The sequence below is a fragment of the Pseudomonas sp. NPDC087336 genome, from assembly GCF_044744285.1.
Lineage (GTDB): Bacteria > Pseudomonadota > Gammaproteobacteria > Pseudomonadales > Pseudomonadaceae > Aquipseudomonas.
This window is the reverse complement of record NZ_JBIUYA010000023.1, coordinates 69820-90666: the sequence shown is the minus strand read 5'-3', so window position 1 is coordinate 90666 and position 20847 is coordinate 69820. Positions and strand designations below refer to the sequence as shown.

Genomic DNA, 20847 nt, shown 5'->3' with positions numbered 1-20847 from the left:
ATCAAGCTCGTAATCTAATCGGCTCGTTGATGGTACTGGAAACCCTGTCAGCAGTGGCGTCACTCATCAGCAGATCCCGGCAGTCTTGAAAAAGTCTGCTGGCCTCTGTGCCAGGGAGGTGGTGCATGATGATACGGTCAGGACGAACGGCGACCAATGTTCCTTTTGCAGCCAGCGGCAGGATCTCATGGTTCATGTCTTCGATGAAGTCACAACGGCCACTGGAGCGTAGGCCGCGGGGTCTGACTTCCAGGAAGTGCCCCCCCATCTTTTCCCAAGCAACGATCTGATCTGTGGATAGCAGTGATAAAGGGTCAACGCCGAATCCAACCAGGGTAAGGTTATTTCCCAGCGCATCGTCGCTCAGATTGATCTGCTTTTGCAGGGTACGAACCCAGGCTTGGGGAAAAAGGCTGCCACGTACCAGCTTGTCACCTCGCCGATGCTGTACGAACAAACCGTGCTTGAAGGTGTTTTTCGGCTTGATGTCCAACTGCTCGAAATACCTCCTGGTGGCGGGAGTCAATCCCAGCATGCGCATCAAGCCGTGGATGAAGAACGCTGCGATCTTGTTCTTGGGCATCACCAGACGGCCCATCATTTTTGCCAGGTTGATCATTGCCTGAGCATGCGGGCGGCGTTCAACGTCATAGGTTTCGAGTATCGCGGGCGCGGCGTGGCCACGAAGGACCCAAGCCAGCTTCCAGGCCAGGTTCGCACCATCCCGAAGGCCCGCTACGAGACCTTGCCCGACGAAAGGAGGGGTGATGTGCGCGGCGTCGCCAACGAGAAACGTGCGCCCTTTACTAAACCGGTTGCAGCATCGAGCGTGGAATCGATACACCGCTTTGCGCTCGATTTCCAGTTCCAACGGATTGACCCAGGGGGCTATGAGCCGGGCGATGCTTTCCGGGCTTTCCAACTCCTCTCGTGATTCGCCGGGTTGCAGCATGAATTCCCAGCGTTCCCTGCCACCAGGGGCGGGCATGTGCGGTGTGGGTCGCCGTGGATCACAGATAAATTCAATGTGATCAATGGCTGACTGATGCCGATTCTTGGCATCGACAATCAGCCAATCCTCAGCATAGGTTTGTCCTTCAAATTCCTGGCCGATCAGCGCCCTAACCCGGGAGCTGGCACCGTCTGCACCAATCAGGTATTGGGCGCGAACTGCATGCGAGTGCCCATTCTCATCCCGCACGGTAGCGACCACGCAATCCACTTCCTCAACCAGACTTTCCATCTCAAAACCACCCAGACTGGTCACTGATTTCAGTCGGGAAACCTGGCCACGCATCGCGCGTTCCAGATCGGGTTGATAGAAGGTCACAAGCTTGGGATGGCCGTCGATGCATCCTTCGGTATTGGCGCGACCAAATTGGCCGAGGACCGGAGAGTGCATCTTCACTTCAGGGATCACGATCTTCTCGAAAGCGTCCTCTGACAATCCGGCTAATTGCAGGATGCGCAGGGCCTCGTTGTCCAGGGCAATGGCACGAGGCATCAGTACGATGTCGTGGAGCTTGTCCAGCACCAGGGTAGTAACCCCGTAGCGGCCGAGCAGCGCCGCAATTGTCGCACCTACCGGGCCATTACCGACGACCAGCACGTCGATGACGGAGGGAGGCAATTCGGAATCTTTCTTGTTGTTGTTCATCTCGCGAGCCCTTGTTGTGATTGAAATCGTGAGGCGCATAGGTCTCATCGTTAGGCAGGATCAAAATAAGCAAAAATGAGAGATATTTCAATATTGATTTATTTGTCATAATTATTTGAGATAATTGAAAAGCCGTGATGTCGTCGAACGAACCGGCGCAGAGGTCAGGTGTTACTGGCCACAATTAGGCAAGCGAGGCTCGTGGCATGAAGTTTTTGGTACACCAGTTTCCGACCGACGACGCTTGGCGTCCGGATCGATCAGGGGTGTCATGGGAACAGTGACCCATGACTAAAGCGCGTCACTGCGAGGGACCGACGCTAGATCGAAGACGATCGATACCGTGCGAATTTTCAGCACCACGTTTTAAGTTTTTAGGAATTACCCGTGGCCCGTCCGCAGCCCCATCCAACCCCCGTCCTGCTGGGCTTTGGCGAGTTCGAACTCAATGAGGCCAACGCTTGCTTGTTCCGCGCCGGGCAAGCGGTGGCTTTGGCGCCGACTCCGTTCCAGTTGTTATGTGTGCTTGCCCGCCAGCCAGGATCATTGGTATCCAAGGACGCTTTGCTGGGACGAGGTATGGGGACATTGGTTTGTCAGTGATTCGGTCCTGAAAACGGCCATCAGTGACCTGCGCAAGGTGTTAGGCGATGACCCCAAGCACCCTCGCTTTATTGAGACGGTGTCGCGGCGCGGCTATCGCTTCATTGCCGTGTCGCCCCTTGCTGCTTCGGTGTCTCCTGCATCCACGGTGGTTCCGCCGACCGACATACCTCAGTTGCCGTCATTCATCGGTCGCATTGCAGAAGTCGCCAGGCTGCAACGGACGTGGGAGCGGGTTAGTGGCGGTCAGCGGGCAGTAGTTTGGCTAGCTGGAGAACCGGGGATCGGCAAGACCACATTGATCGAGCATTTTCTTGCCGGCCTTAGCGGTATCGCCTGCGCACGTGGCCATTGTATGGAGCACTTTGGCACAGGCGAACCGTACCTGCCGGTACTGGAGGCGTTGGCCGACCTGTGCCGCAGCGAACCGACTCTGCCGGCGTTATTGCGCGAAGTGGCACCCACCTGGCTGTTGCAATTGCCGTGGCTGAGTAGCACGGAGGAGCGTGACGCCTTGCGGCGTGAACTGGCCGGTGTCGGCCCGGAACGCATGCTGAGGGAGTTTGGTGAACTGTTGGACCGCTACACAGAGCTGCGCCCGCTGTTACTGGTGACCGAAGACCTGCATTGGAGCGACCGGGCGACGGTTCAGCTGATTAACTACATGGCCCGCCGCCGTGGCCCCGCACGGCTCATGTGGCTGTCAAGCTTTCGCCTTGCCGAAGTGGTGGCGCTTGACCACCCGCTCAGTTCGTTGCGCCATGAACTTCGTCTGCAACGCCTGTGCGAGGAAGTGGTGCTCGACCCATTTTCGGAAACTGAAGTCGCCGACTTTGTGGCGCTGCGTTCAGCCTCACTGGCACGTGATGAAGCCTTCGTGCGCGCCCTGCACGACCGGACTGACGGCGTGCCGTTGTTCGTTTCCTCAATCATCAGTGAAGTGATGGTTGTAAAAGAGGACGAAACCACCATCGAAGCTCGGCTGACCGACCTGGCGGTTCCCGACAACCTTGCGGCCATCATCGATCACTACATTGCCAAGCTAGCTCCCGAACAACGAGCGCTTCTCTGCGCAGCTGCGGTGTGCGGGTCCGATTTCCGGACTGAGACAGTTTCGCTCGCCCTAGAGCGCAATCTCTCTTCGGTGATCGGCGCCTGTGAGGACCTGATGCGTGAGCAGGTATGGCTCACACAATCGCGGATACCCGATGTTGACGAAGCGGTCGAGCTGCCTTACTCGTTCCGCCACGCCCTTTTTCGCCAAGTGTTGTACGAGCGCACGCCGCGCGCATTGCGCATCGATCTCCATCGCCAAGTTGGCACTGCCCTCGAAAGTGAGCGCACCGCTGGTACGCCGGTTGCAGCTTCGGAACTGGCGATGCATTTCGATCGTGCTCGGCAGCCGATGCTATCGCTGCGCTATTACGCCGAGGCCGCAGAAGCCGCACTACTGCACTTCAGCCCGGACTTGTGCATCGGCCTCACCGAGCGTGGCCTAATCCTGCTTATGCAGGCTCCCGGCGGGAAGGAGCGCGACACGCTCGAAATTACCTTGGCCACGTTGCAGGGGGTTTCGGCCTTCCACATGTTCGGTGTCGGCAGCAAAGCCAAGGACGCTTTCGAACGGGCATACACGTTGCTCGCGGATGTACCCGAGCACCCCATGCGCGGTCGCCTCCTACATGGGTTCGGCTATCTGCTCGGTCTGCGCGGCGACTATTCACAGGCTTTAGAAGTGGCAGAGCGTGCTGAAGCGCTCTCTTTGCACGCAAACGATCAAGCGCTCATGCTGGCAGCGTGCATTGTTCAGGGTGAGGTGCATCACCTCCAGGGTCGCACGAACACGACACGCAACTGGCTAGAACGCGCCCTCGCGATCGCCGAGCCGCTGGGCATAGGGACAAACGAGATCTTTGCGACTGATCCACAGGTCATGCTGCACGGTATGCTGGCCATCGAGCTGGTGCGATCTGGGCTGATTGAGGAAGGGCGTAACCATTTGCAGCAAGCCCGAAACCGCGCACATACGCTCCGACAACCCATGACGTTGCTGATCGCTACCTGGCAGGAGGTGTTGATCGAGGTACGTCTGGGGAACCCTGTGCGGGTAGCAGAGCTGGCTGACAGCATGCAAAAGCTCGTCGTTGAGTATTCGCTCGCACTCGGTCGTACGGCTTGTCGCTGGTGGCGCGGGTGGGCCGACGCGCGCAATGGGGCGCCGCGAGATGGCTACCGGCACATCCGTAAGGCCTACGAGGAACACACCGAACTCGGTATGCGCTCCGGTGCTAGCGAAGTACTCGGCTACGCCGCCGAGGCGCTACTCCTAGCGGGTGATTACGACGCAGCGCAAGTCGAATTGCAGGAAGCATTCCGTATAGGTGAGGAATTGGGGGAGCGTGTATACCTGCCGCAGCTCTTGCTTCTGAAGGCCGCACTCGCGCGTGCTCAGGGTCGGTCGGACGCCAGCAACGCGGCGGTGCGGAGTGCGATTGAGGAGGCACGCGCCCAAGAAGCATCATGGCTGGAGCTGCTCGCGCTGGTTGAATTGTGTGAGTACCACAATGCCGCGCCAGAGGATCACCAGGCATTGGCCATGCTGATTGATCAATTGCCTGAATCGCACGGAACCGAACAGGTAAAACGTGCACGCTCGCTGCTTGAGGCTGCTAAGCGGGCTTGAAGTGACGCTTGTGGGAGCGAAGGTGATCCGACCGAAGTCTGACCTTTCGCTTACGACTCGCCCTAGAGGACGGCTTACGCTGGCATCTAACCTTCTTGATCCCCAGGTCTGCGATGAGCCTCAACCCTGAATCCAAATACCCGAGCCGCCGCGCATACGTCGTCAAGCTGCGCAGTGATGCCGAACCGGGCGCCCTGGCCGGTCGCTTGGAAAACCTGGTCACCGGGCGTCAGCGCGAGTTCTCATCCGGCGAAGAGTTGCTGGAGTCGCTTGGTGCAGATCTGGCGACAGCAGCCGATGAGCAGGCGATAGAAGGCGACAGTGAATGAACCTCTCCAGCACAAAGCGCATCGCGACCGAACGCTGACGGTTCGCTGACGACTTTGCCTACACAGTCCCCCTACGCTGAAGCCACCTCGAACTACACGAGTCCATTTCTGATGCCGCGACTTTCCACCCCCCATCCGCTGCCTTGCCAGGCCGGTGGGACAACCTTGCAACGTACCAAGTGCCCCACCGCGTTTGCCATGGCGGCTGCCTTGGCCACATCGATCGCCTTCGCCCTTTCTGGCTGCTCCACACCGGTCCTCAAACCCTCGGTCGACGTGCCGAACAACTTCGCCGCCAGTACGGCGTCCGAGATGGAGCCCGAGGCGGCCTGGTGGGAGGTTTACCACGACCCATTGCTGACGGACCTGGTGCGTCGAGCCGCGCGGGAGAACCGCGATGTCAAAATTGCCGCCGAACGGCTGCGTGCCGCGCGTGCTGGAGAAACAGTCAGCCAGTCCTGGCTGCTTCCAAGCGTCGGTGCTTCAGTCTCTGGCAGTGACCGCAGCACCGGCTTCAATTCGGCAGTAAAACAGGGGTATCCGGATACCAAGACCGCCAGTATGGGCTTGGACGTCTCGTGGGAACTCGACCTGAGTGGCCGCCTGCGAGCCAGTGCCGCGGCGGCGGATGCCGATGCATTAGCCGCGGAGCACAGCATGCGCGGCGTGCGCCTGCTGGTGATGAGCGATGTCGTCAGCAACTATTTCACCCTGGTCGGGGCCCAGCGCCAGGTTGCAACATTGCGCGCTATCTCGGCGATGCAGGACGAGACGCTGCGGCTGGTTACTGCGCGTCAACAGGTGGGGCTCGCATCCGCGTTCGACGTCGAGCGCGCGCAGACCGACGCCTTATCGGCGCGGGCGCAAATACCACCACTGGAAACCCAAGCGGCGGTGGCACGTCACCGTATCGCGGTACTGATCGCCGACCAGTCTTTCAACACCACCAACATTCAGCCTTCAAGCAGCGAAATGACGGATGTGCCTGAGGCCAAGCCTGGGCAGCCGGCCGAATTGCTACAACGCCGACCTGACGTCCTGGCGTTGATGGCTCAGCTGGATGCCGCCAATGCGCGTCGCCAGCAAGCGAAAGCTGAGTGGTTCCCCCAACTCTTTCTCGGTGCGTCCTTCGGCCGCCAGGGCCTGAACCTGAACGGTGCCGATCTTGGGGCTGCGCGCTTCACCAATGTCGCGGGTCTGCTGGCAATGCCGCTCTTCAACGCAGGACGCACGCAAGCAATCAACGATGCGGCCGAAAGCGCTCAAAAAGAGGCCGTACTTCGCGCTGAGGACGGCATCGTGCGTGCGCTTGAGGATGTGGAAAACGCCCTTGTCACGCTTGCACAGGAACGTCGCCGCTCGGGGTCGCTGCAATTGGCCGCCGCTTCCGCGGAGTCGGCTCAAAGTCGCGCCCAGTCGCTCTATAACCGCGGGCAGATTGACCTGTTGCCTTTGCTTGATTCGCAGCGGGCGCGACTGGCGGCACACCTGAACTCCAACGAAAGCAACACCCGACTCCTGCTCGATAGCGTGCAGCTCTACAAGGCACTGGGCGGGGGCTGGCAGGTGTTCGAACAACCCTCCAACCCAGCCGCATCTGTCAAAGCTGACCGGCCACCACTTTCCTAAGTATCTGTCGTTCTCCAAAGAGGAACCGTCTTGAAGAATTCTCTTACTGCGGCCGGCGTCTTGGCCGTCGCCGCTATGCTGTGCGCGTGCAGCCCGGATCAGCCGTCCGTGCCGGCCCCCAGAGCGGTACGTACCGTTGAAATCAACTACGACAATGCCCGCGACGTCAGCCGCTATGTGGGCACCGTGCAGTCGCGCCACGAAGTCGACCAATCCTTCCGTGTGGGCGGCAAGGTTGCCCAACGCAAGGTCGACGTCGGTCAGTTGGTGCGCGAAGGCGACATACTGGCTGTGTTGGACGACAGCGACTACCGCCTCGCGGAGGAAGCGTCGCAACAGCAGTGGTCCGCTGCCGTGGAGCAGACGCGCCAGGCCGAATCCGATCGTCAGCGCCTGACGGCCTTGAAGGCAGATGGTTCAGTCAGCGCGGCCGACGATGAGCGTGCACATACCAATGCCCAGACCACGCGCGCGACCGCCGAGGCCGAAGCGCGAAAGCTTGAGATTGCACGCAACCGCCTCAAGTACACCGTACTGCGCGCCTCCCGTAGCGGCGTAGTCACGGCGGTACGTATCGAAGCGGGACAGGTCGTGGCGGAAGGCCAACCGATTATTTCGATTGCCAATCCGGACGAATCTGAGGTCGTCATCGATGTCCCCGAAGACCAGTTGTCTGTCTTCAAGGAGGCGCATTTCAAAGGTGCTTTGGCCAGTGCGCCAAACGAAAGCTTCGATGCCACCTTGCGCGAATTGTCGCCACAGGCTGCAACGCAAACGCGCACCTACCGCGCTCGACTTAAACCAGCCAAGGCCCTGCCACTGGGTGCCACTGCCACGGTCACGGCCGAGCGCGTGATGAGCAGTGTCGCAGTGGCAGCGGTACCGGCGACGGCACTCACGCAAAGTGGCGGGCAACCAGCGCTTTGGACGGTCTCGTCGGAAGGTTTGGTCGATTTGGAGCGTGTGGCCGTCTGGGGCTATCGCAATGACGAGGTGCTCGTCACTGGACCGCGGGCTGGCACATTGGTCGTTACTGCCGGTGTACAGAAGATGACCTCCGGACTAAAAGTCGTCTTGCGCAATGTCGCAATCGATGAAAAAGTCACCACGCAGCAGGCCGCCCGATGAGCAACTTCAATCTCACCGACTGGGCATTGCGCCACCGCGCCATTGTCCTGTTCATGCTGCTCGTCGTTGCAGTAGCCGGGGCCTTCAGTTTCACCCGGCTTGGCCAACTGGAAGACCCGAACTTTTCTGTGCCCTCCATGACCGCTATGGTCATCTGGCCGGGCGCCACTGCCCAGCAGTTGCAGGACCAGGTCCTCAACCGCATGGAGAAGAAATTCGAGCAGATCGACAACTTCGAGAAAGTCGTTACTTATGCGCGGCAAGGCTATGCCGGCATGACACTCACCGTCCGCGGCGGCACTTCCAAGGCTGACCAGCGCGAGGCTTGGTACCAGGCGCGCAAGAAGCTCAACGATTTGAGCCTGGAGATGCCTGACGGCGTGATCGGCCCGATCCTGAACGACGAGTACGGCGACGTGTATGGCCTGATGTATGCGGTCAAAGGCGACGGCATCGGCCACGCCGAGTTGTCCGACGCGGCCGAGGACATCAAGCGCCAGATGCTGAAGGTGCCGATGGTCAAGAAGATCGATCTCATCGGCAAGCAGGCCAAGCGTGTCTACGTCGAGTTCTCGCACGAACGCCTGGCAGCGCTGGGCATTACACCGCTGGCCATTGCCGAAAGCCTCAAGAGCCAGAACGCCATGCTGCCCGCAGGCCAGATCGACACCCATGGCGACCGCGTAATGGTGCGCGTGAGTGGCCAATTCGCTAGCGAGGAAGCCATCCGCAACGTGCCGATCTCCGCCGGTGGCCGGCTGATCAAGCTCGGCGACGTCGCGTCCGTTACCCGTGGCTTCGAGGATCCACCGACCTACACGGTACGTCACAACGGCCAGCCCGTACTGATGCTTGGTATCACGATGACCAGTGACGGCAACATCGTGGATCTTGGCAAGGCGATGGACACGGCCGTCACCAAGATCCAGTCGGAACTTCCGCATGGTGTGGAGCTGGAGCTGGTGGCCGATCAGCCCACCACGGTACGGGATGCAATCCTGGACTTTGGGCGCGCGCTGGTCGAGGCGCTGGTCATCGTGATTGCAGTAAGTCTGGCCAGCCTGGGCTGGCGCGCAGGCCTCGTGGTCGCGGCCACGGTGCCGCTGGTGCTGGGTGGCGTGGCGCTGGTGATGCTGGCGATGGGCTGGAACCTTGAGCGTATCTCGCTCGGCTCACTGATTATCGCGTTGGGACTGCTGGTGGATGACGCCATCATCGCTATCGAGATGATGGTGGCGAAGATGGAAACCGGCATGGACCGCGTGAAGGCCGCCGCCTTCTCTTACCAGTCCACCGCCATGCCGCGTCTAACCGGTGCGCTGATCACAGTCGTAGGCTTCCTGCCGATCGGCCTGTCGAAATCCACCACCGGCGAGTACGCGGGGGGCATTTTCTGGATTGTCGGCGCCGCGGTGCTGTTCTCGTGGATCTGTTCGGGCATCTTCACACCATACCTGGCGGTCAAGATGCTGCCCAACGACTTGGGCTCGCATCAGCACGCTGATCCGCACGACACCAAGTTTTACCGCAGCCTGCGCCGCTTGATCGACGCCGCCATCGAGCGCCGTTGGATTGTCATCGGTGCGACTGTGGGCGCTCTGGTGCTTGCTCTGGCCTGTATCAAGCTCGTGCCGCAGCAATTCTTCCCCAACAGTTCGCGTCCTGAGCTGGTGATAGACCTGCGTGTTAAGGAAGGCTCCTCGTTTGCCGCGACAACCGAGCAGGTCAAGCACATGGAGGAGATCCTGGCGAAGGATGAGGACGTGCGTTTCTATACTGCCTACACCGGCGCCGGCGCACCGCGCTTTTACCTCTCGCTCAACCCGGAGCTGCCCAATCCGGGTTTCGCTCAGTTTGTTGTGATGACCAAAGATCTGGATGCACGCGAGCGAGTACGTGCCCGGCTGGTGGACTCGGCAAACCAACAATTCCCACAAGCGTGGATACGCGTGACTCGGCTAGAGTTGGGGCCACCCGTTGGCTACCCAGTACAGTTCCGCGTGGTAGGCCCCGATACCCAAGTGGTGCGCAAGATCGCCCGAGACGTGGAGAAGGTAGTCGCATCTAACCAAAAGGTGCGCGACCTCCAGTTGGACTGGAACGACCCGGTGCGTACGCTGAAGGTGGAGCTTGATCAGGACAAGGCGAGTGCGCTTGGCCTCACCCCGGCCGACGTGTCGTTGGCGACCCAGACCGTGATGAACGGCGCAACCCTGTCGCAGCTGCGTGAGCGCGAGGACCTGATCGACATCGTGGCCCGTGCCGTGCCAGAGGAACGCTTGAACCTCGACACACTGAAAAACATCAACCTTTACACACGCCAGGGCACCGTGGTGCCGCTGTCGCAAGTCGCCCAGGTGCGCGCTGAACTGGAAGAACCGGTACTGTGGCGCCGCAACCGCGACATGGCGATCACTGTGCGTGCGGACGTGAAGGATGGTGAACAGGGTGTCTCGGTGACGCAGGAAATCCTGCCGTTGCTCAAGGACATTGAAGCCAAGCTGCCGACCGGATACCGCATCGATATAGGTGGAGCAGTTGAGGAAAGTGACAAGGCCAACAAGGCGCTGCTCGCGGTAGCCCCGTTGATGCTGGTGACTATCCTGCTATTGCTCATGCTGCAATTGCAGAACTTCTCCCGCATGTGGATGGTGATGCTGACTGCACCGCTGGGCCTGATCGGTGTAGTGCCCGCGCTGCTTGTGTTTCAATCGCCGCTGGGCTTCGTCGCGATCCTGGGCATCATCGCACTTGGTGGCATGATCATGCGCAACGCGGTGATCCTGATCGATCAAATACAAATCGAGAACGCCGAGGGGCGCGACCCGTGGAATGCTGTGCTGGATGCCGCCATTCACCGAGCCCGTCCGGTGATGCTGACGGCGCTGGCCACCGTACTCGCAATGGTCCCGCTCACACGTAGTGTGTTTTGGGGGCCGATGGCGATCGCGATTATGGGCGGTCTCACCATGGCGACACTGCTAACAATTTTCTTCGTTCCCGCGTTGTACGCGGCATGGTTTAAGGTCCGTCGTGTCCAGACGACTGACGCCCAGCGAGTAATGGCAGATACCCCCTTGGTTCCTGTATAGCAAGCGCCGGTATTGCACGAGCCCTTACCGCTGGAGTTCGCTCGTGCAATTTCCGCAAGTAAGGAAAGATCCGACCTCTTGGGGCCCTGTTTCGCGCACTCTTCGTCAATCTGAGCTTCGTCGAACAGGCCCCATCTTATTTTTTACCCAGCAGCGTGCTGGCTGGCATTGAGAGTTCAACCACAGAGCTCAACCCCTCACTCCAAAAGACAGGGCACTGCAATACATCAAAGTGGAGCACAGGATCATCTGGGCGATCATGAAACCAATGGCTGCTCCCAGAAATGCAATGCCTGCAACAAGCCATGACAAAGTTGCTTTCACGCGGTACCTCAATAGCCAAGCTGACACTCCTGTGCCCAACAACATGCCGGGCATGGAAAATAGCTGCCCAAGCACAAGCAACCCTTCGGGGCGAGACAAGCTGAGCATGATTTTCATGTAGATCAGTAGACTCACTATCGCTGCTACTGTCGTTCCAGTGAGAAACAACGCGGGGACTCGCAGGATTACGCCCAGTAACAGCGTCGCCAAAGGCACACTGAAGAGGTACCAGGATCCTGCGTGCAGCGGATCGGCTCCCATGCTTGCGTAAAGGAGAACGGGCGTGATTAGCAGGATTGAATAGGCATGATCAATTTTACGGCCAACTATCATTCCCCATCCTCGCTCTCAGCTTCGTGTTTGCTGGAATAGTGTAGATGACGAGAACGCTGCTCTGTGAGTCCAGTACGGTTCCGATTGCTGCCCATCGCGACGGGCACTTATCGGCCGATTGAGTTGAAAAAGTCGGCCACGGTTTCCACGGCAGAAAAGTACGCGCTTGAGATTTAAATCTTTACTTTGAGCAGAGGGTTCCGGGTCCAGATTTCGCGTAGCTGCGCGAAAAAAAGGCATTTTCAGCAGTCAGTACGAGGACTGCCTGGAAGGACCGACTTTTTCAACACAATCGGCCAGGAGCGGTCATTGGAATTCAAGTCTAAAAACAGCTCGTAGTGCTGAACACGGATCCAATTTCACTACCTTGTCTTCACTGTGACGAACATTTTGATGCGGTCGTGAATCTCTTGGAGCGCATGGCGAAATGGCTCATGCCTCTCACTGCTCACCGGGTCTTCAAAATTCCACACGATTACCTCGCCTGAGGACGGCATAGGTGAGGCTTCTTCGGAAAACTTGTCACACAGAGTGATCAAGTAATGAAACTCCTGCCCTTTAAACTCATTGATCGATTTACTGCGTAGGCCGCTAGCTTCGTATAATTAACCAAACGAATCGTAAAGAAATCGTAGATCGCCTTGAGTTCCACAATAGATATTTTATCCTCCGGAACAAATTTCGACGGGAGTATATTATGAGCAGCTCGGACTTGGGCATTATGATCATTTCACTAATTGGACTGTTCGGATTTGCATCTTTTATTTTTGAGTATTTTAGCAGCAACCGCTCAACCAAAAATCAAAAAGCAGAGATTCCCCATAGAAAAGCGACAAAGAGAAAACCCATCAAAGAAAAATGCCCATTACTAAACGACCACCCCTGATCTAACTGCACTACCTTGGATCTTTATAAGATCTTTATTCTTTTGCCCCCAATCCTTTTAACAATTTATTAGACGTCAATCTAGGCTTCCCTCATCGCTGGAGGGAATGCCATGGATTTCGTCTTTTTAGTGCTCGGTGCACTGTTCTTTTTCATCCTGGTCGGCCTTGCTCGTGGCTGTGCCGCGCTTAACAGGAGACGGTCATGACTGGCTTCTATCTTTTCGGCGGGCTGATAGCGACGGGTTTACTGATTTACCTCGTCTGCGCACTGCTTTTTCCGGAGGACTTCCTGTGACTACTCAAGCCTGGGGCCTGCTCGGGGCCTTTCTGCTGGTGCTGGGTATTCTGGCCTGGCCTCTTGGGCGCTGGTTGACCACGGTGATGGAAGGCCGATTTGCCTTCGGTGCGCGCATCGAGTCGCCGCTGTATCGCTTGGCCGGCGTCAAGCCCGAAACACAGATGAGTTGGCTCCAGTATGCCCTGGCCTTGCTGCTGTTCAACGCACTGGGATTGCTGGTGGTTTATGCCTTGCAACGGTTGCAAGGTTTTCTGCCATTTAACCCCCAAGGGTTTGGCGCCGTAACTCCAGACTCCTCGTTCAATACCGCCGCCAGTTTCGTCACCAATACCAACTGGCAAGGCTACAGCGGCGAAGCAACGATGAGTTACCTGACCCAGATGCTCGCGCTGACGGTACAGAACTTCCTGTCTGCCGCCACCGGCATCGTGGTGGCCATTGCCCTTATTCGCGGGTTCGCTCGCCACAGCGCCACCAGCATCGGTAATGCCTGGACCGACCTGACGCGCATCACGTTGTGGGTTTTGCTGCCGTTGTCGCTGATTTTTGCGCTGTTTCTGGTTAGCCAGGGCGCGATCCAGAATCTTGACCCATACAAGGAAGTCACGACGATGGAAGTCATGCAGTACCAGGCCCCGGTACTCAATGATGCCGGTCAGCCGACCCTCGATGCCCAGGGCAATCCGGTGAGCAAGGCCGTCAGCACCGACAAGCAGACGATTGCTATGGGGCCTGTAGCATCACAAGAGGCCATCAAAATGCTGGGCACCAATGGTGGCGGTTTCTTCAACGCCAACTCGGCCCATCCTTATGAAAACCCCTCCGCCGTCACGAACTTCTTTCAGTTGCTCGCGATCTTCCTGATCCCGACTGCACTGTGTTTTGTCTTCGGCCACATCGTCGGTGACATACGCCAAGGCTGGGCGCTGCTGGCGACAATGACGATTATCTTCGTGATCGCAGTAGTGGCGGTCACCCATTACGAACAACTGGGTAACCCGCAGTTTTCGGCGCTGGGTATCGACACGGCGGCGGGCAACATGGAGGGCAAGGAGCTGCGCTTCGGCATCAGTGCATCCAGTCTGTTTGCGGCGGTGACTACGGCGGCGTCGTGCGGCGCCGTTATCTCGATGCATGATTCGTTTACACCGCTGGGCGGTGCGGTGCCGCTGATACTCATGCAACTGGGTGAAGTGGTGTTCGGCGGTACCGGCTCAGGCCTGTACGGCATGCTGGTGTTTGCCATCCTCGCGGTGTTTATCGCCGGCCTGATGATCGGTCGCACGCCCGAGTACCTGGGCAAGAAGATCGAAGCCTACGAGATGAAGATGGTGGCCATCGCGATTCTGGTAACGCCATTGCTGGTGCTATTCGGTACGGCCATCGCTGTCATGGCCGAAGCTGGGAGATTGGGGATCGCCAACCCCGGTGTCCATGGTTTCTCGGAAATTCTCTACGCCTTCACCTCGGCGGCCAACAACAACGGCAGTGCATTCGCCGGTCTGTCGGCCAACACACCGTTCTTCAACACGATGCTGGCCATCATGACCTGGTTCGGCCGGTTCGGCGTCATCGTGCCGGTGCTCGCAGTCGCCGGCAGCCTGGCGGCGAAGAAGCGATTAGCGGTCACCGCAGGCACCATGCCCACCCACGGGATGCTGTTCGTGGTGCTGCTGATCGGCACGGTGTTGCTGGTCGGCTTGTTGAACTACGTACCGGCCCTCGCGCTGGGTCCCGTCGTTGAACACTTCATGATGATCAAGTGAGATCACGAACATGACACGCAAAGCGTTCTCCTTGTTCGACCCGAAACTGATAACGCCTGCCATCGTCGAGTCAGTGCGCAAACTCAGCCCGAGGATTCAGTGGCGAAACCCGGTGATGTTCGTCGTCTACATCGGCGCGATCATCACCACCGCCCTATGGGTGCAGGCGCTGAGTGGCAAGGGAGAAGCCGGTACCGGGTTCATCCTGGCGATTACTTTTTGGCTTTGGTTCACCGTGCTGTTCGCTAACTTTGCCGAGGCCTTGGCCGAAGGCCGCAGCAAGGCCCAGGCCGCTTCCCTGCATAAACTGAAAAAGGAAACCTGGGCCAAGAAACTGCGCGAGCCACACTACGGCGCAGAGTGGCAGCTGGCTAAATCGACCGACCTGTGCAAGGGCGATGTGGTGATCGTTGAAGCCGGTGACCTGGCCGACTCGGTGATCCCGGCCGACGGCGAAGTCATCGAAGGCGCGGCCTCGGTGGACGAATCGGCCATTACCGGTGAATCGGCCCCGGTGATCCGAGAATGTGGCGGCGACTTCTCGGCCGTGACCGGCGGAACACGGGTGCTGTCGGACTGGATCGTCATTCGTGTGACCACTGACCCTGGCGAAACCTTCGTCGACCGCATGATCGCGATGGTCGAGAACGCCAAGCGGCAAAAAACCCCGAATGAAATCGCCTTGTCGATTTTATTGGTCGCGCTGACGATAGTGTTCCTCGGCGTAACGGTGACGCTCCTACCATTTTCGCTATTCGGGGTTGCCGTGGCCAAATCCGGGACGCCCGTCTCGATCACCGTCCTCATCTCGTTGCTGGTCTGCCTGATTCCCACGACCATTGCTGGCCTGTTGTCGGCGGTCGGTGTGGCGGGCATGAGCCGCATGATGGAAGCCAACGTGATCGCCACGTCCGGCCGAGCCGTAGAAGCCGCTGGTGACGTGGACGTTTTGCTGCTGGACAAGACTGGGACCATTACGCTGGGCAATCGTCATGCCTCAACCTTTTTACCGGCTCCGGGCATCAAGGAAGCGGAGCTGGCGGATGTGGCGCAACTGGCCTCCCTGGCCGACGAAACCCCCGAGGGACGCAGTATCGTGGTCCTGGCGAAACAGCGGTTCAATCTGCGCGAGCGTGACATTGCCGCACTCGATGCTCACTTCGTGCACTTCTCGGCGCAAACGAGAATGAGCGGAGTGAACATGGGCGACCGGCAAATACGCAAGGGCGCTGGCGAGGCCATTCTCAAGCATGTCCAGAGCCTGGGTGGCAGCTTTCCCGAGGCCGTGCAAAACAGCATTGAGGAGGTGGCGCGTCGGGGCAGTACGCCGCTGGTCGTTGCCGACGGCTCCAAGGTGCTGGGTGTCATCGAACTCAAGGACATCGTCAAAGGCGGGATTAAGGAGCGTTTTCTCGAACTGCGGCGCATGGGCATCAAGACGGTCATGGTGACCGGCGACAACCGGGTCACCGCCGCCGCCATCGCCGCCGAGGCCGGCGTCGATGACTTTCTGGCGGAGGCGACGCCCGAACAGAAATTGCAATTGATCCGCGACTACCAGGCCGAAGGCCGTTTGGTGGCCATGACCGGCGACGGCACCAACGATGCCCCTGCACTGGCTCAAGCGGATGTTGCCGTGGCGATGAACTCGGGGACTCAGGCCGCCAAGGAAGCCGGGAACATGGTGGACCTGGACAGCAACCCGACGAAGTTGATCGAAGTGGTGGAAACCGGCAAACAGATGCTGATGACCCGAGGCTCGCTGACCACCTTCTCGATTGCCAATGACATCGCCAAATATTTCGCAATCGTGCCGGCTGCCTTCGTCACCACGTACCCGCAGCTCGCCGCGCTCAACATTATGGGGCTGACCAGCCCAAACTCGGCGGTGCTGTCGGCGGTGATTTTCAACGCGCTGATCATCATTTTCCTGATTCCCCTGGCACTCAAAGGCGTGAAGTACCGCCCGGTCGGTGCGGCCTCGTTGTTACGCCGCAACCTGTTGATCTACGGGCTGGGTGGGGTGATCGTTCCATTCATTGGCATCAAAATCATCGACATGGCCCTGGCCGCTGTCGGTCTGGTGTGAGGGAGAATTGTCATGGCCACTCTGCTGCGTCCGGCGTTGACCCTGCTGATTGTATTTTCACTGCTCACGGGATTGGCCTATCCACTGCTCACCACCGGGATCGCCCGGCTGGTCTTTCCCCATCAGGCGGCGGGCAGTCTGATTGAACGAGATGGCAAAACCGTGGGTTCCTCGTTGATCGGTCAGAGCTTCAGCGATCCAAGGCATTTCTGGAGTCGCCCGTCTGCGACCAGCCCCACGCCCTACAACGCTGCGGCATCATCCGGGTCGAACCTGGGGCCGCTGAACCCCGCACTCGCGGACGCGATCAAGGGTCGTATCGATGCCTTGCGTGTTGCCGATCCAGGTAACACCGCGACCATCCCCGCCGACCTGGTCTACAGTTCGGCTAGCGGCCTTGATCCGCATATCAGCATCGCAGCAGCCCAGTATCAGGCGGGCCGAATTTCGCGGTTGCGCAACTTGCCCATAGAGCGCGTTCGTCAACTGATTGCCGAGCACTCCGAAGGCATGCTGTTCGGGTTTCTTGGCGAGCCTCGGATCAACGTCCTGGAACTGAATCTGGCACTCGACGCCGCACATTGAGCGCCCACTCACACACGGTGAGCCTGATGGCCGAACAACGTCCCGACCCGGACCAGCTACTGGCCCAGATTCGCGAAGAAGAAGCGCAAGCCAAACGCGGTCGGCTGAAGATTTTCTTTGGTGCCAGCGCCGGTGTCGGCAAGACCTACGCGATGCTGGCGGCCGCCCAAACGGCGAAACAACAGCACACCGATGTACTGATCGGCGTGATCGAAACCCATGGCCGCGCTGAAACCCAGGCGCTTACCAAGAACCTGGACGTGCTGCCCCTCAAACAGGTCATAGACAAGAACCGCACGCTGACCGAGTTCGATCTGGACGCCGCACTGTTGCGCAAACCACAGTTGATCCTGATCGACGAACTGGCTCATTCCAACATTATCGGTTCGCGTCATCCAAAACGCTGGCAGGACGTAGAAGAGCTGCTCAGTGCCGGTATCGACGTCTGGTCCACCATGAACGTTCAGCATCTTGAGAGCCTGAATGACATCGTCGGTGGGATCACCGGCATCCGGGTTTGGGAGACCGTACCCGATCATGTGTTCGACACGGCGGATGAAGTGGTCATTGTTGACTTGCCGCCTGACGACCTGCTGCAACGCCTCAAGGAAGGCAAAGTCTATCTGGCCCATCAGGCCGAACGCGCGGTGCAGAACTTCTTCCGCAAAGGCAACCTGATCGCCTTGCGCGAATTGGCACTGCGTCGTACCGCCGACCGTGTCGACAGCGAGATGCTGCAATACCGCATCAGCAGTGCAGTCAAACCAGTCTGGGGCACCCGCGACTCGCTGCTCGCCTGCATCGGCCCGCATGAAAAAGGCGAAAAAACGGTACGTTCGACAGCGCGTCTGGCCGCTCAGCTCAACGTGCCCTGGCATGCCGTGTATGTCGAGACCCCCGCCTTGCAGCGTCTGCCCGAGACGAAGCGCCGTCGCGTTCTGGCGACCCTGAAGCTGGCCCAGGACATGGGGGCGCAGATCTCGACCCTGGCCGGTCAGGACATCGCCGAAACGCTGGTCAAGTACGCACGGCAGCACAATCTCTCCAAAGTCGTGCTGGGCCGCGACGACCACCCGCGTCGTCGTTTCTGGCGGCGAGTACTCGCGGATCGAATTGGTGTGCTGGGCGCTGACCTGGACGTCATTCAAGTCTCTCTTCCAACCGACCAGCGTACACACACCGAGCCCCGCTCCACCAAGACCGAGACTCCGGTGATGTGGCGCTCCTATATTTGGAGCGGGGCACTCTGCGCGGTGACGACCCTCGCGGCTTTACCTCTGGCTCAGGTGCTGGAACAGGCCAATATCGTCATGCTGTTCTTGCTGGCCGTCGTCGCCGTCGCCGTACGCTTTGGTCGGGGCCCAGCGATTCTGGCGGCTTTTTTGTCAGTGGCCGCATTCGACTTCTTTTTTGTGGCGCCGCGTTTTTCGTTTGCCTTCGCCGATATCCAGTACCTGGTGACCTTCAGCGTCATGCTCGTGGTCGCCCTGGTGATCGGCCAGATGACCGCCGGCCTGACCTACCAGGCACGGGTGGCGCAACGGCGCGAGGACCGCATGCGGGCGCTGTACGACATGTCACGCCTATTGTCCGCCGCGCTGATGACTGAGCAAGTCGCTGAAATCAGTGCACGCTTTCTCACCGCCGAGTTTGGCGCCAGGTCGGCGCTGCTGGTCGCTGACGACAACAATAAACTGCAAGCTCCGCTGATCACTGGGGATGCACCGCAAGTGGATGTTGCCATTGCCCAGTGGTCCTTCGATAAAACCGAGCCGGCCGGCTATGGCACCGATACCCTGCCCTCAAGTTCAACGCTTTATCTGCCCTTGTCAGCCCCCATGCGGGTGCGCGGTGTACTGGCCGTGCAACCGCGAGACACGAGTCGGCTGGTGGTGCCGGAACAGCGACGCTTGCTCGACACTTGTGCGTCATTACTGGCCATCTCGCTCGAACGGATTCACTACATCCACATTGCCCAGGACACGACAGTGCAGATGGAGTCCGAGCGCTTGCGTAACTCACTGCTTTCGGCCATCTCCCATGACCTGCGAACGCCATTGTCCGTTTTGGTAGGGCTTGCCGAAGCGCTTAAACTGACCAGGCCACCCCTGACCGGCGAAGCCGCCGAGATCGCCACGGCGGTGGGTGAGTCGGCGCTGCGCATGAATACGCTGGTCAACAACCTGCTGGACATGGCGCGCCTCGAATCCGGCAAAGTGGTGTTGAATCGGCAGTGGCAACCCATCGAAGACGTGGTGGGCAGTGCCCTACGAGCCATCCAACCGATTCTGGGAGGGCGTTCGGTGCAGGTCGCTTTGGACGATGATTTACCTCCCGTACAAATCGACGCGGTACTGATCGAACGCGTTCTCATCAACCTGATCGAGAACGCCGTCAAGTACACACCGCAAGGCACCACCATCGGCCTGGGCGCCAGGGCCACGCCTGACAACTTCGAATTGTGGGTCGCCGACGAAGGACCAGGGTTACCGCACGGTCACGAAGAGGCAATTTTCAGCAAATTCATGCGCGGCAAGAAGGAAAGCTCGATACCCGGCGTCGGGCTGGGCCGGGCCATCTGTCGAGCCATCGCACAGGCTCATGGAGGAACCATTTTGGGTGTTACACGCCCAGAGGGCGGTGCGCGCTTCACGTTGCGTCTACCCCGTGAGGAGCCTCCAGTCATCGAACCCTTTGCTGAGCAAACAGGCGAGGAGCAACCATGACCGAATCGGTGCTGCACGTCCTGATCATTGAAGATGAGAAGGAAATACGACGTTTCGTGCGAATGGCCCTGCAAGCTGAAGGCTTGGAAGTTCACGAAGCCGATACCTTTCACCGAGGCCTTATCGATGCTGGGACACGCCATCCGGACCTGATCGTGCTCGACCTCGGACTGCCCGACGGCGACGGTGTTGACCTTATCCGGGACGTACGGAGTTGGTCAGAGGTGCCGATCATTGTGTTGTCTGCCCGTGGTGCAGAATCGGACAAAATCCTGGCCCTGGACACGGGTGCCGATGACTATCTGGTGAAGCCGTTTGGCACCGGGGAACTGCTGGCTCGCGTCCGCGCAATGCTACGCAGACACGTAAAAGATACCGAGAACCATGCCGTCCTGGCCTTTGGCGAGGTGCGGATTGATATGGAACGGCGTGTCGTGGAACGCTCTGGCGCCCCTCTGCATTTGACACCGCTGGAGTACCGCCTGCTGGTCCATCTTTGCTCACATCCGAACCGCGTCCTGACGCATCAGCAACTGCTCAAGGCTGTATGGGGCCCATCGCACACCACCGATACGCCTTACCTTCGAGTATTCATGGGTGGCTTGCGTAAAAAAGTCGAAGCAGACCCTTCCCAGCCGCGACACCTCATCACCGAAACGGGGGTTGGGTATCGCTTCATTCCTTGAGCATATATTTGCGGGGATAAAAGTCTTTAAAG

At 59.0% G+C, this 20847-nt stretch carries 13 protein-coding genes and 2 pseudogenes; 12 read left to right on the top strand and 3 right to left on the bottom strand.

Features of this window, described 5'->3' with window-relative positions:
- Window position 1 precedes the first annotated feature (1 nt).
- Complete coding sequence (locus tag ACIO0C_RS21940; protein ID WP_401315182.1) at window positions 2–1657, bottom strand: bifunctional 3-(3-hydroxy-phenyl)propionate/3-hydroxycinnamic acid hydroxylase; 1656 nt, start codon at window positions 1655–1657, stop codon at window positions 2–4.
- A gap of 387 nt (window positions 1658–2044) precedes the next feature.
- Here ACIO0C_RS21940 and ACIO0C_RS21935 point away from each other — a divergent pair.
- From ACIO0C_RS21935 to ACIO0C_RS21915, 5 genes and pseudogenes are all read left to right on the top strand, one after another.
- A pseudogene (locus ACIO0C_RS21935) lies at window positions 2045–4943 on the top strand (AAA family ATPase).
- A gap of 113 nt (window positions 4944–5056) precedes the next feature.
- Complete coding sequence (locus ACIO0C_RS21930) at window positions 5057–5272, top strand: hypothetical protein (RefSeq protein ID WP_401315181.1); 216 nt, start codon at window positions 5057–5059, stop codon at window positions 5270–5272.
- 165 nt (window positions 5273–5437) lie between these two features.
- Window positions 5438–6901: an efflux transporter outer membrane subunit gene (locus ACIO0C_RS21925; protein WP_401315180.1), complete on the top strand. Its 1464-nt coding sequence runs from the start codon at window positions 5438–5440 to the stop codon at window positions 6899–6901.
- A 30-nt stretch (window positions 6902–6931) separates the two neighbouring features.
- The gene (locus ACIO0C_RS21920) at window positions 6932–8029 is read left to right on the top strand and encodes an efflux RND transporter periplasmic adaptor subunit (protein ID WP_401315179.1); all 1098 of its coding nucleotides are present in this window, start codon (window positions 6932–6934) and stop codon (window positions 8027–8029) included.
- On the top strand, window positions 8026–11121 hold the full coding sequence (locus tag ACIO0C_RS21915) for an efflux RND transporter permease subunit (protein ID WP_401315177.1): 3096 nt from the start codon (window positions 8026–8028) through the stop codon (window positions 11119–11121). Before ACIO0C_RS21920 ends, ACIO0C_RS21915 begins: the two co-directional genes overlap by 4 nt.
- A gap of 189 nt (window positions 11122–11310) precedes the next feature.
- On the opposite strand, the gene ACIO0C_RS21910 is transcribed toward ACIO0C_RS21915, so the two are convergent.
- Both ACIO0C_RS21910 and ACIO0C_RS21905 read right to left on the bottom strand, forming a co-directional pair.
- Window positions 11311–11778, bottom strand: a complete 468-nt coding sequence (locus ACIO0C_RS21910) for a hypothetical protein (protein ID WP_401315176.1) — start codon at window positions 11776–11778, stop codon at window positions 11311–11313.
- A 362-nt stretch (window positions 11779–12140) separates the two neighbouring features.
- A pseudogene (locus tag ACIO0C_RS21905) lies at window positions 12141–12377 on the bottom strand (arsenate reductase ArsC); the annotation flags it as partial.
- Between the two features lie 98 nt (window positions 12378–12475).
- Here ACIO0C_RS21905 and ACIO0C_RS21900 point away from each other — a divergent pair.
- The 7 genes from ACIO0C_RS21900 to ACIO0C_RS21870 all read left to right on the top strand — a co-directional run bounded on the left by ACIO0C_RS21900 (window position 12476) and on the right by ACIO0C_RS21870 (window position 20815).
- Window positions 12476–12664 (top strand): hypothetical protein, encoded by a 189-nt coding sequence (locus tag ACIO0C_RS21900; RefSeq protein ID WP_401315175.1) that lies wholly within the window; start codon window positions 12476–12478, stop codon window positions 12662–12664.
- Between the two features lie 203 nt (window positions 12665–12867).
- Window positions 12868–12960: a K(+)-transporting ATPase subunit F gene (gene kdpF, locus ACIO0C_RS21895; protein WP_201187734.1), complete on the top strand. Its 93-nt coding sequence runs from the start codon at window positions 12868–12870 to the stop codon at window positions 12958–12960.
- Window positions 12957–14729 carry a potassium-transporting ATPase subunit KdpA gene (gene kdpA, locus ACIO0C_RS21890; protein ID WP_401315173.1) on the top strand — a complete coding sequence of 591 codons (1773 nt, stop codon included), beginning with the start codon at window positions 12957–12959 and terminating at the stop codon, window positions 14727–14729. The genes kdpF and kdpA overlap by 4 nt, the downstream gene beginning before the upstream one ends.
- A gap of 10 nt (window positions 14730–14739) precedes the next feature.
- Window positions 14740–16818, top strand: a complete 2079-nt coding sequence (gene kdpB / locus ACIO0C_RS21885; protein ID WP_401315172.1) for a potassium-transporting ATPase subunit KdpB — start codon at window positions 14740–14742, stop codon at window positions 16816–16818.
- 12 nt (window positions 16819–16830) lie between these two features.
- A complete protein-coding gene (kdpC, locus tag ACIO0C_RS21880; RefSeq protein ID WP_401315170.1) occupies window positions 16831–17403 on the top strand; it encodes a potassium-transporting ATPase subunit KdpC in 573 nt (190 codons plus the stop codon).
- Window positions 17404–17429: 26 nt separating this feature from the next.
- Complete coding sequence (gene kdpD, locus ACIO0C_RS21875) at window positions 17430–20129, top strand: two-component system sensor histidine kinase KdpD (RefSeq protein WP_401315168.1); 2700 nt, start codon at window positions 17430–17432, stop codon at window positions 20127–20129.
- The gene (locus ACIO0C_RS21870; RefSeq protein ID WP_401315167.1) at window positions 20126–20815 is read left to right on the top strand and encodes a response regulator; all 690 of its coding nucleotides are present in this window, start codon (window positions 20126–20128) and stop codon (window positions 20813–20815) included. Before kdpD ends, ACIO0C_RS21870 begins: the two co-directional genes overlap by 4 nt.
- Window positions 20816–20847: the final 32 nt, after the last annotated feature.

What these genes read in the sequence shown, in the direction of transcription:
- ACIO0C_RS21940 (WP_401315182.1), bottom strand. Translation starts at nt 1,657, where the DNA reads ATGAACAACAACAAGAAAGATTCCGAATTGCCTCCCTCCGTCATCGAC.
- ACIO0C_RS21930 (WP_401315181.1), top strand. Translation starts at nt 5,057, where the DNA reads ATGAGCCTCAACCCTGAATCCAAATACCCGAGCCGCCGCGCATACGTC.
- ACIO0C_RS21915 (WP_401315177.1), top strand. Translation starts at nt 8,026, where the DNA reads ATGAGCAACTTCAATCTCACCGACTGGGCATTGCGCCACCGCGCCATT.
- ACIO0C_RS21910 (WP_401315176.1), bottom strand. Translation starts at nt 11,778, where the DNA reads ATGATAGTTGGCCGTAAAATTGATCATGCCTATTCAATCCTGCTAATC.
- ACIO0C_RS21900 (WP_401315175.1), top strand. Translation starts at nt 12,476, where the DNA reads ATGAGCAGCTCGGACTTGGGCATTATGATCATTTCACTAATTGGACTG.
- kdpF (WP_201187734.1), top strand. Translation starts at nt 12,868, where the DNA reads ATGACTGGCTTCTATCTTTTCGGCGGGCTGATAGCGACGGGTTTACTG.
- kdpB (WP_401315172.1), top strand. Translation starts at nt 14,740, where the DNA reads ATGACACGCAAAGCGTTCTCCTTGTTCGACCCGAAACTGATAACGCCT.
- kdpC (WP_401315170.1), top strand. Translation starts at nt 16,831, where the DNA reads ATGGCCACTCTGCTGCGTCCGGCGTTGACCCTGCTGATTGTATTTTCA.
- kdpD (WP_401315168.1), top strand. Translation starts at nt 17,430, where the DNA reads ATGGCCGAACAACGTCCCGACCCGGACCAGCTACTGGCCCAGATTCGC.
- ACIO0C_RS21870 (WP_401315167.1), top strand. Translation starts at nt 20,126, where the DNA reads ATGACCGAATCGGTGCTGCACGTCCTGATCATTGAAGATGAGAAGGAA.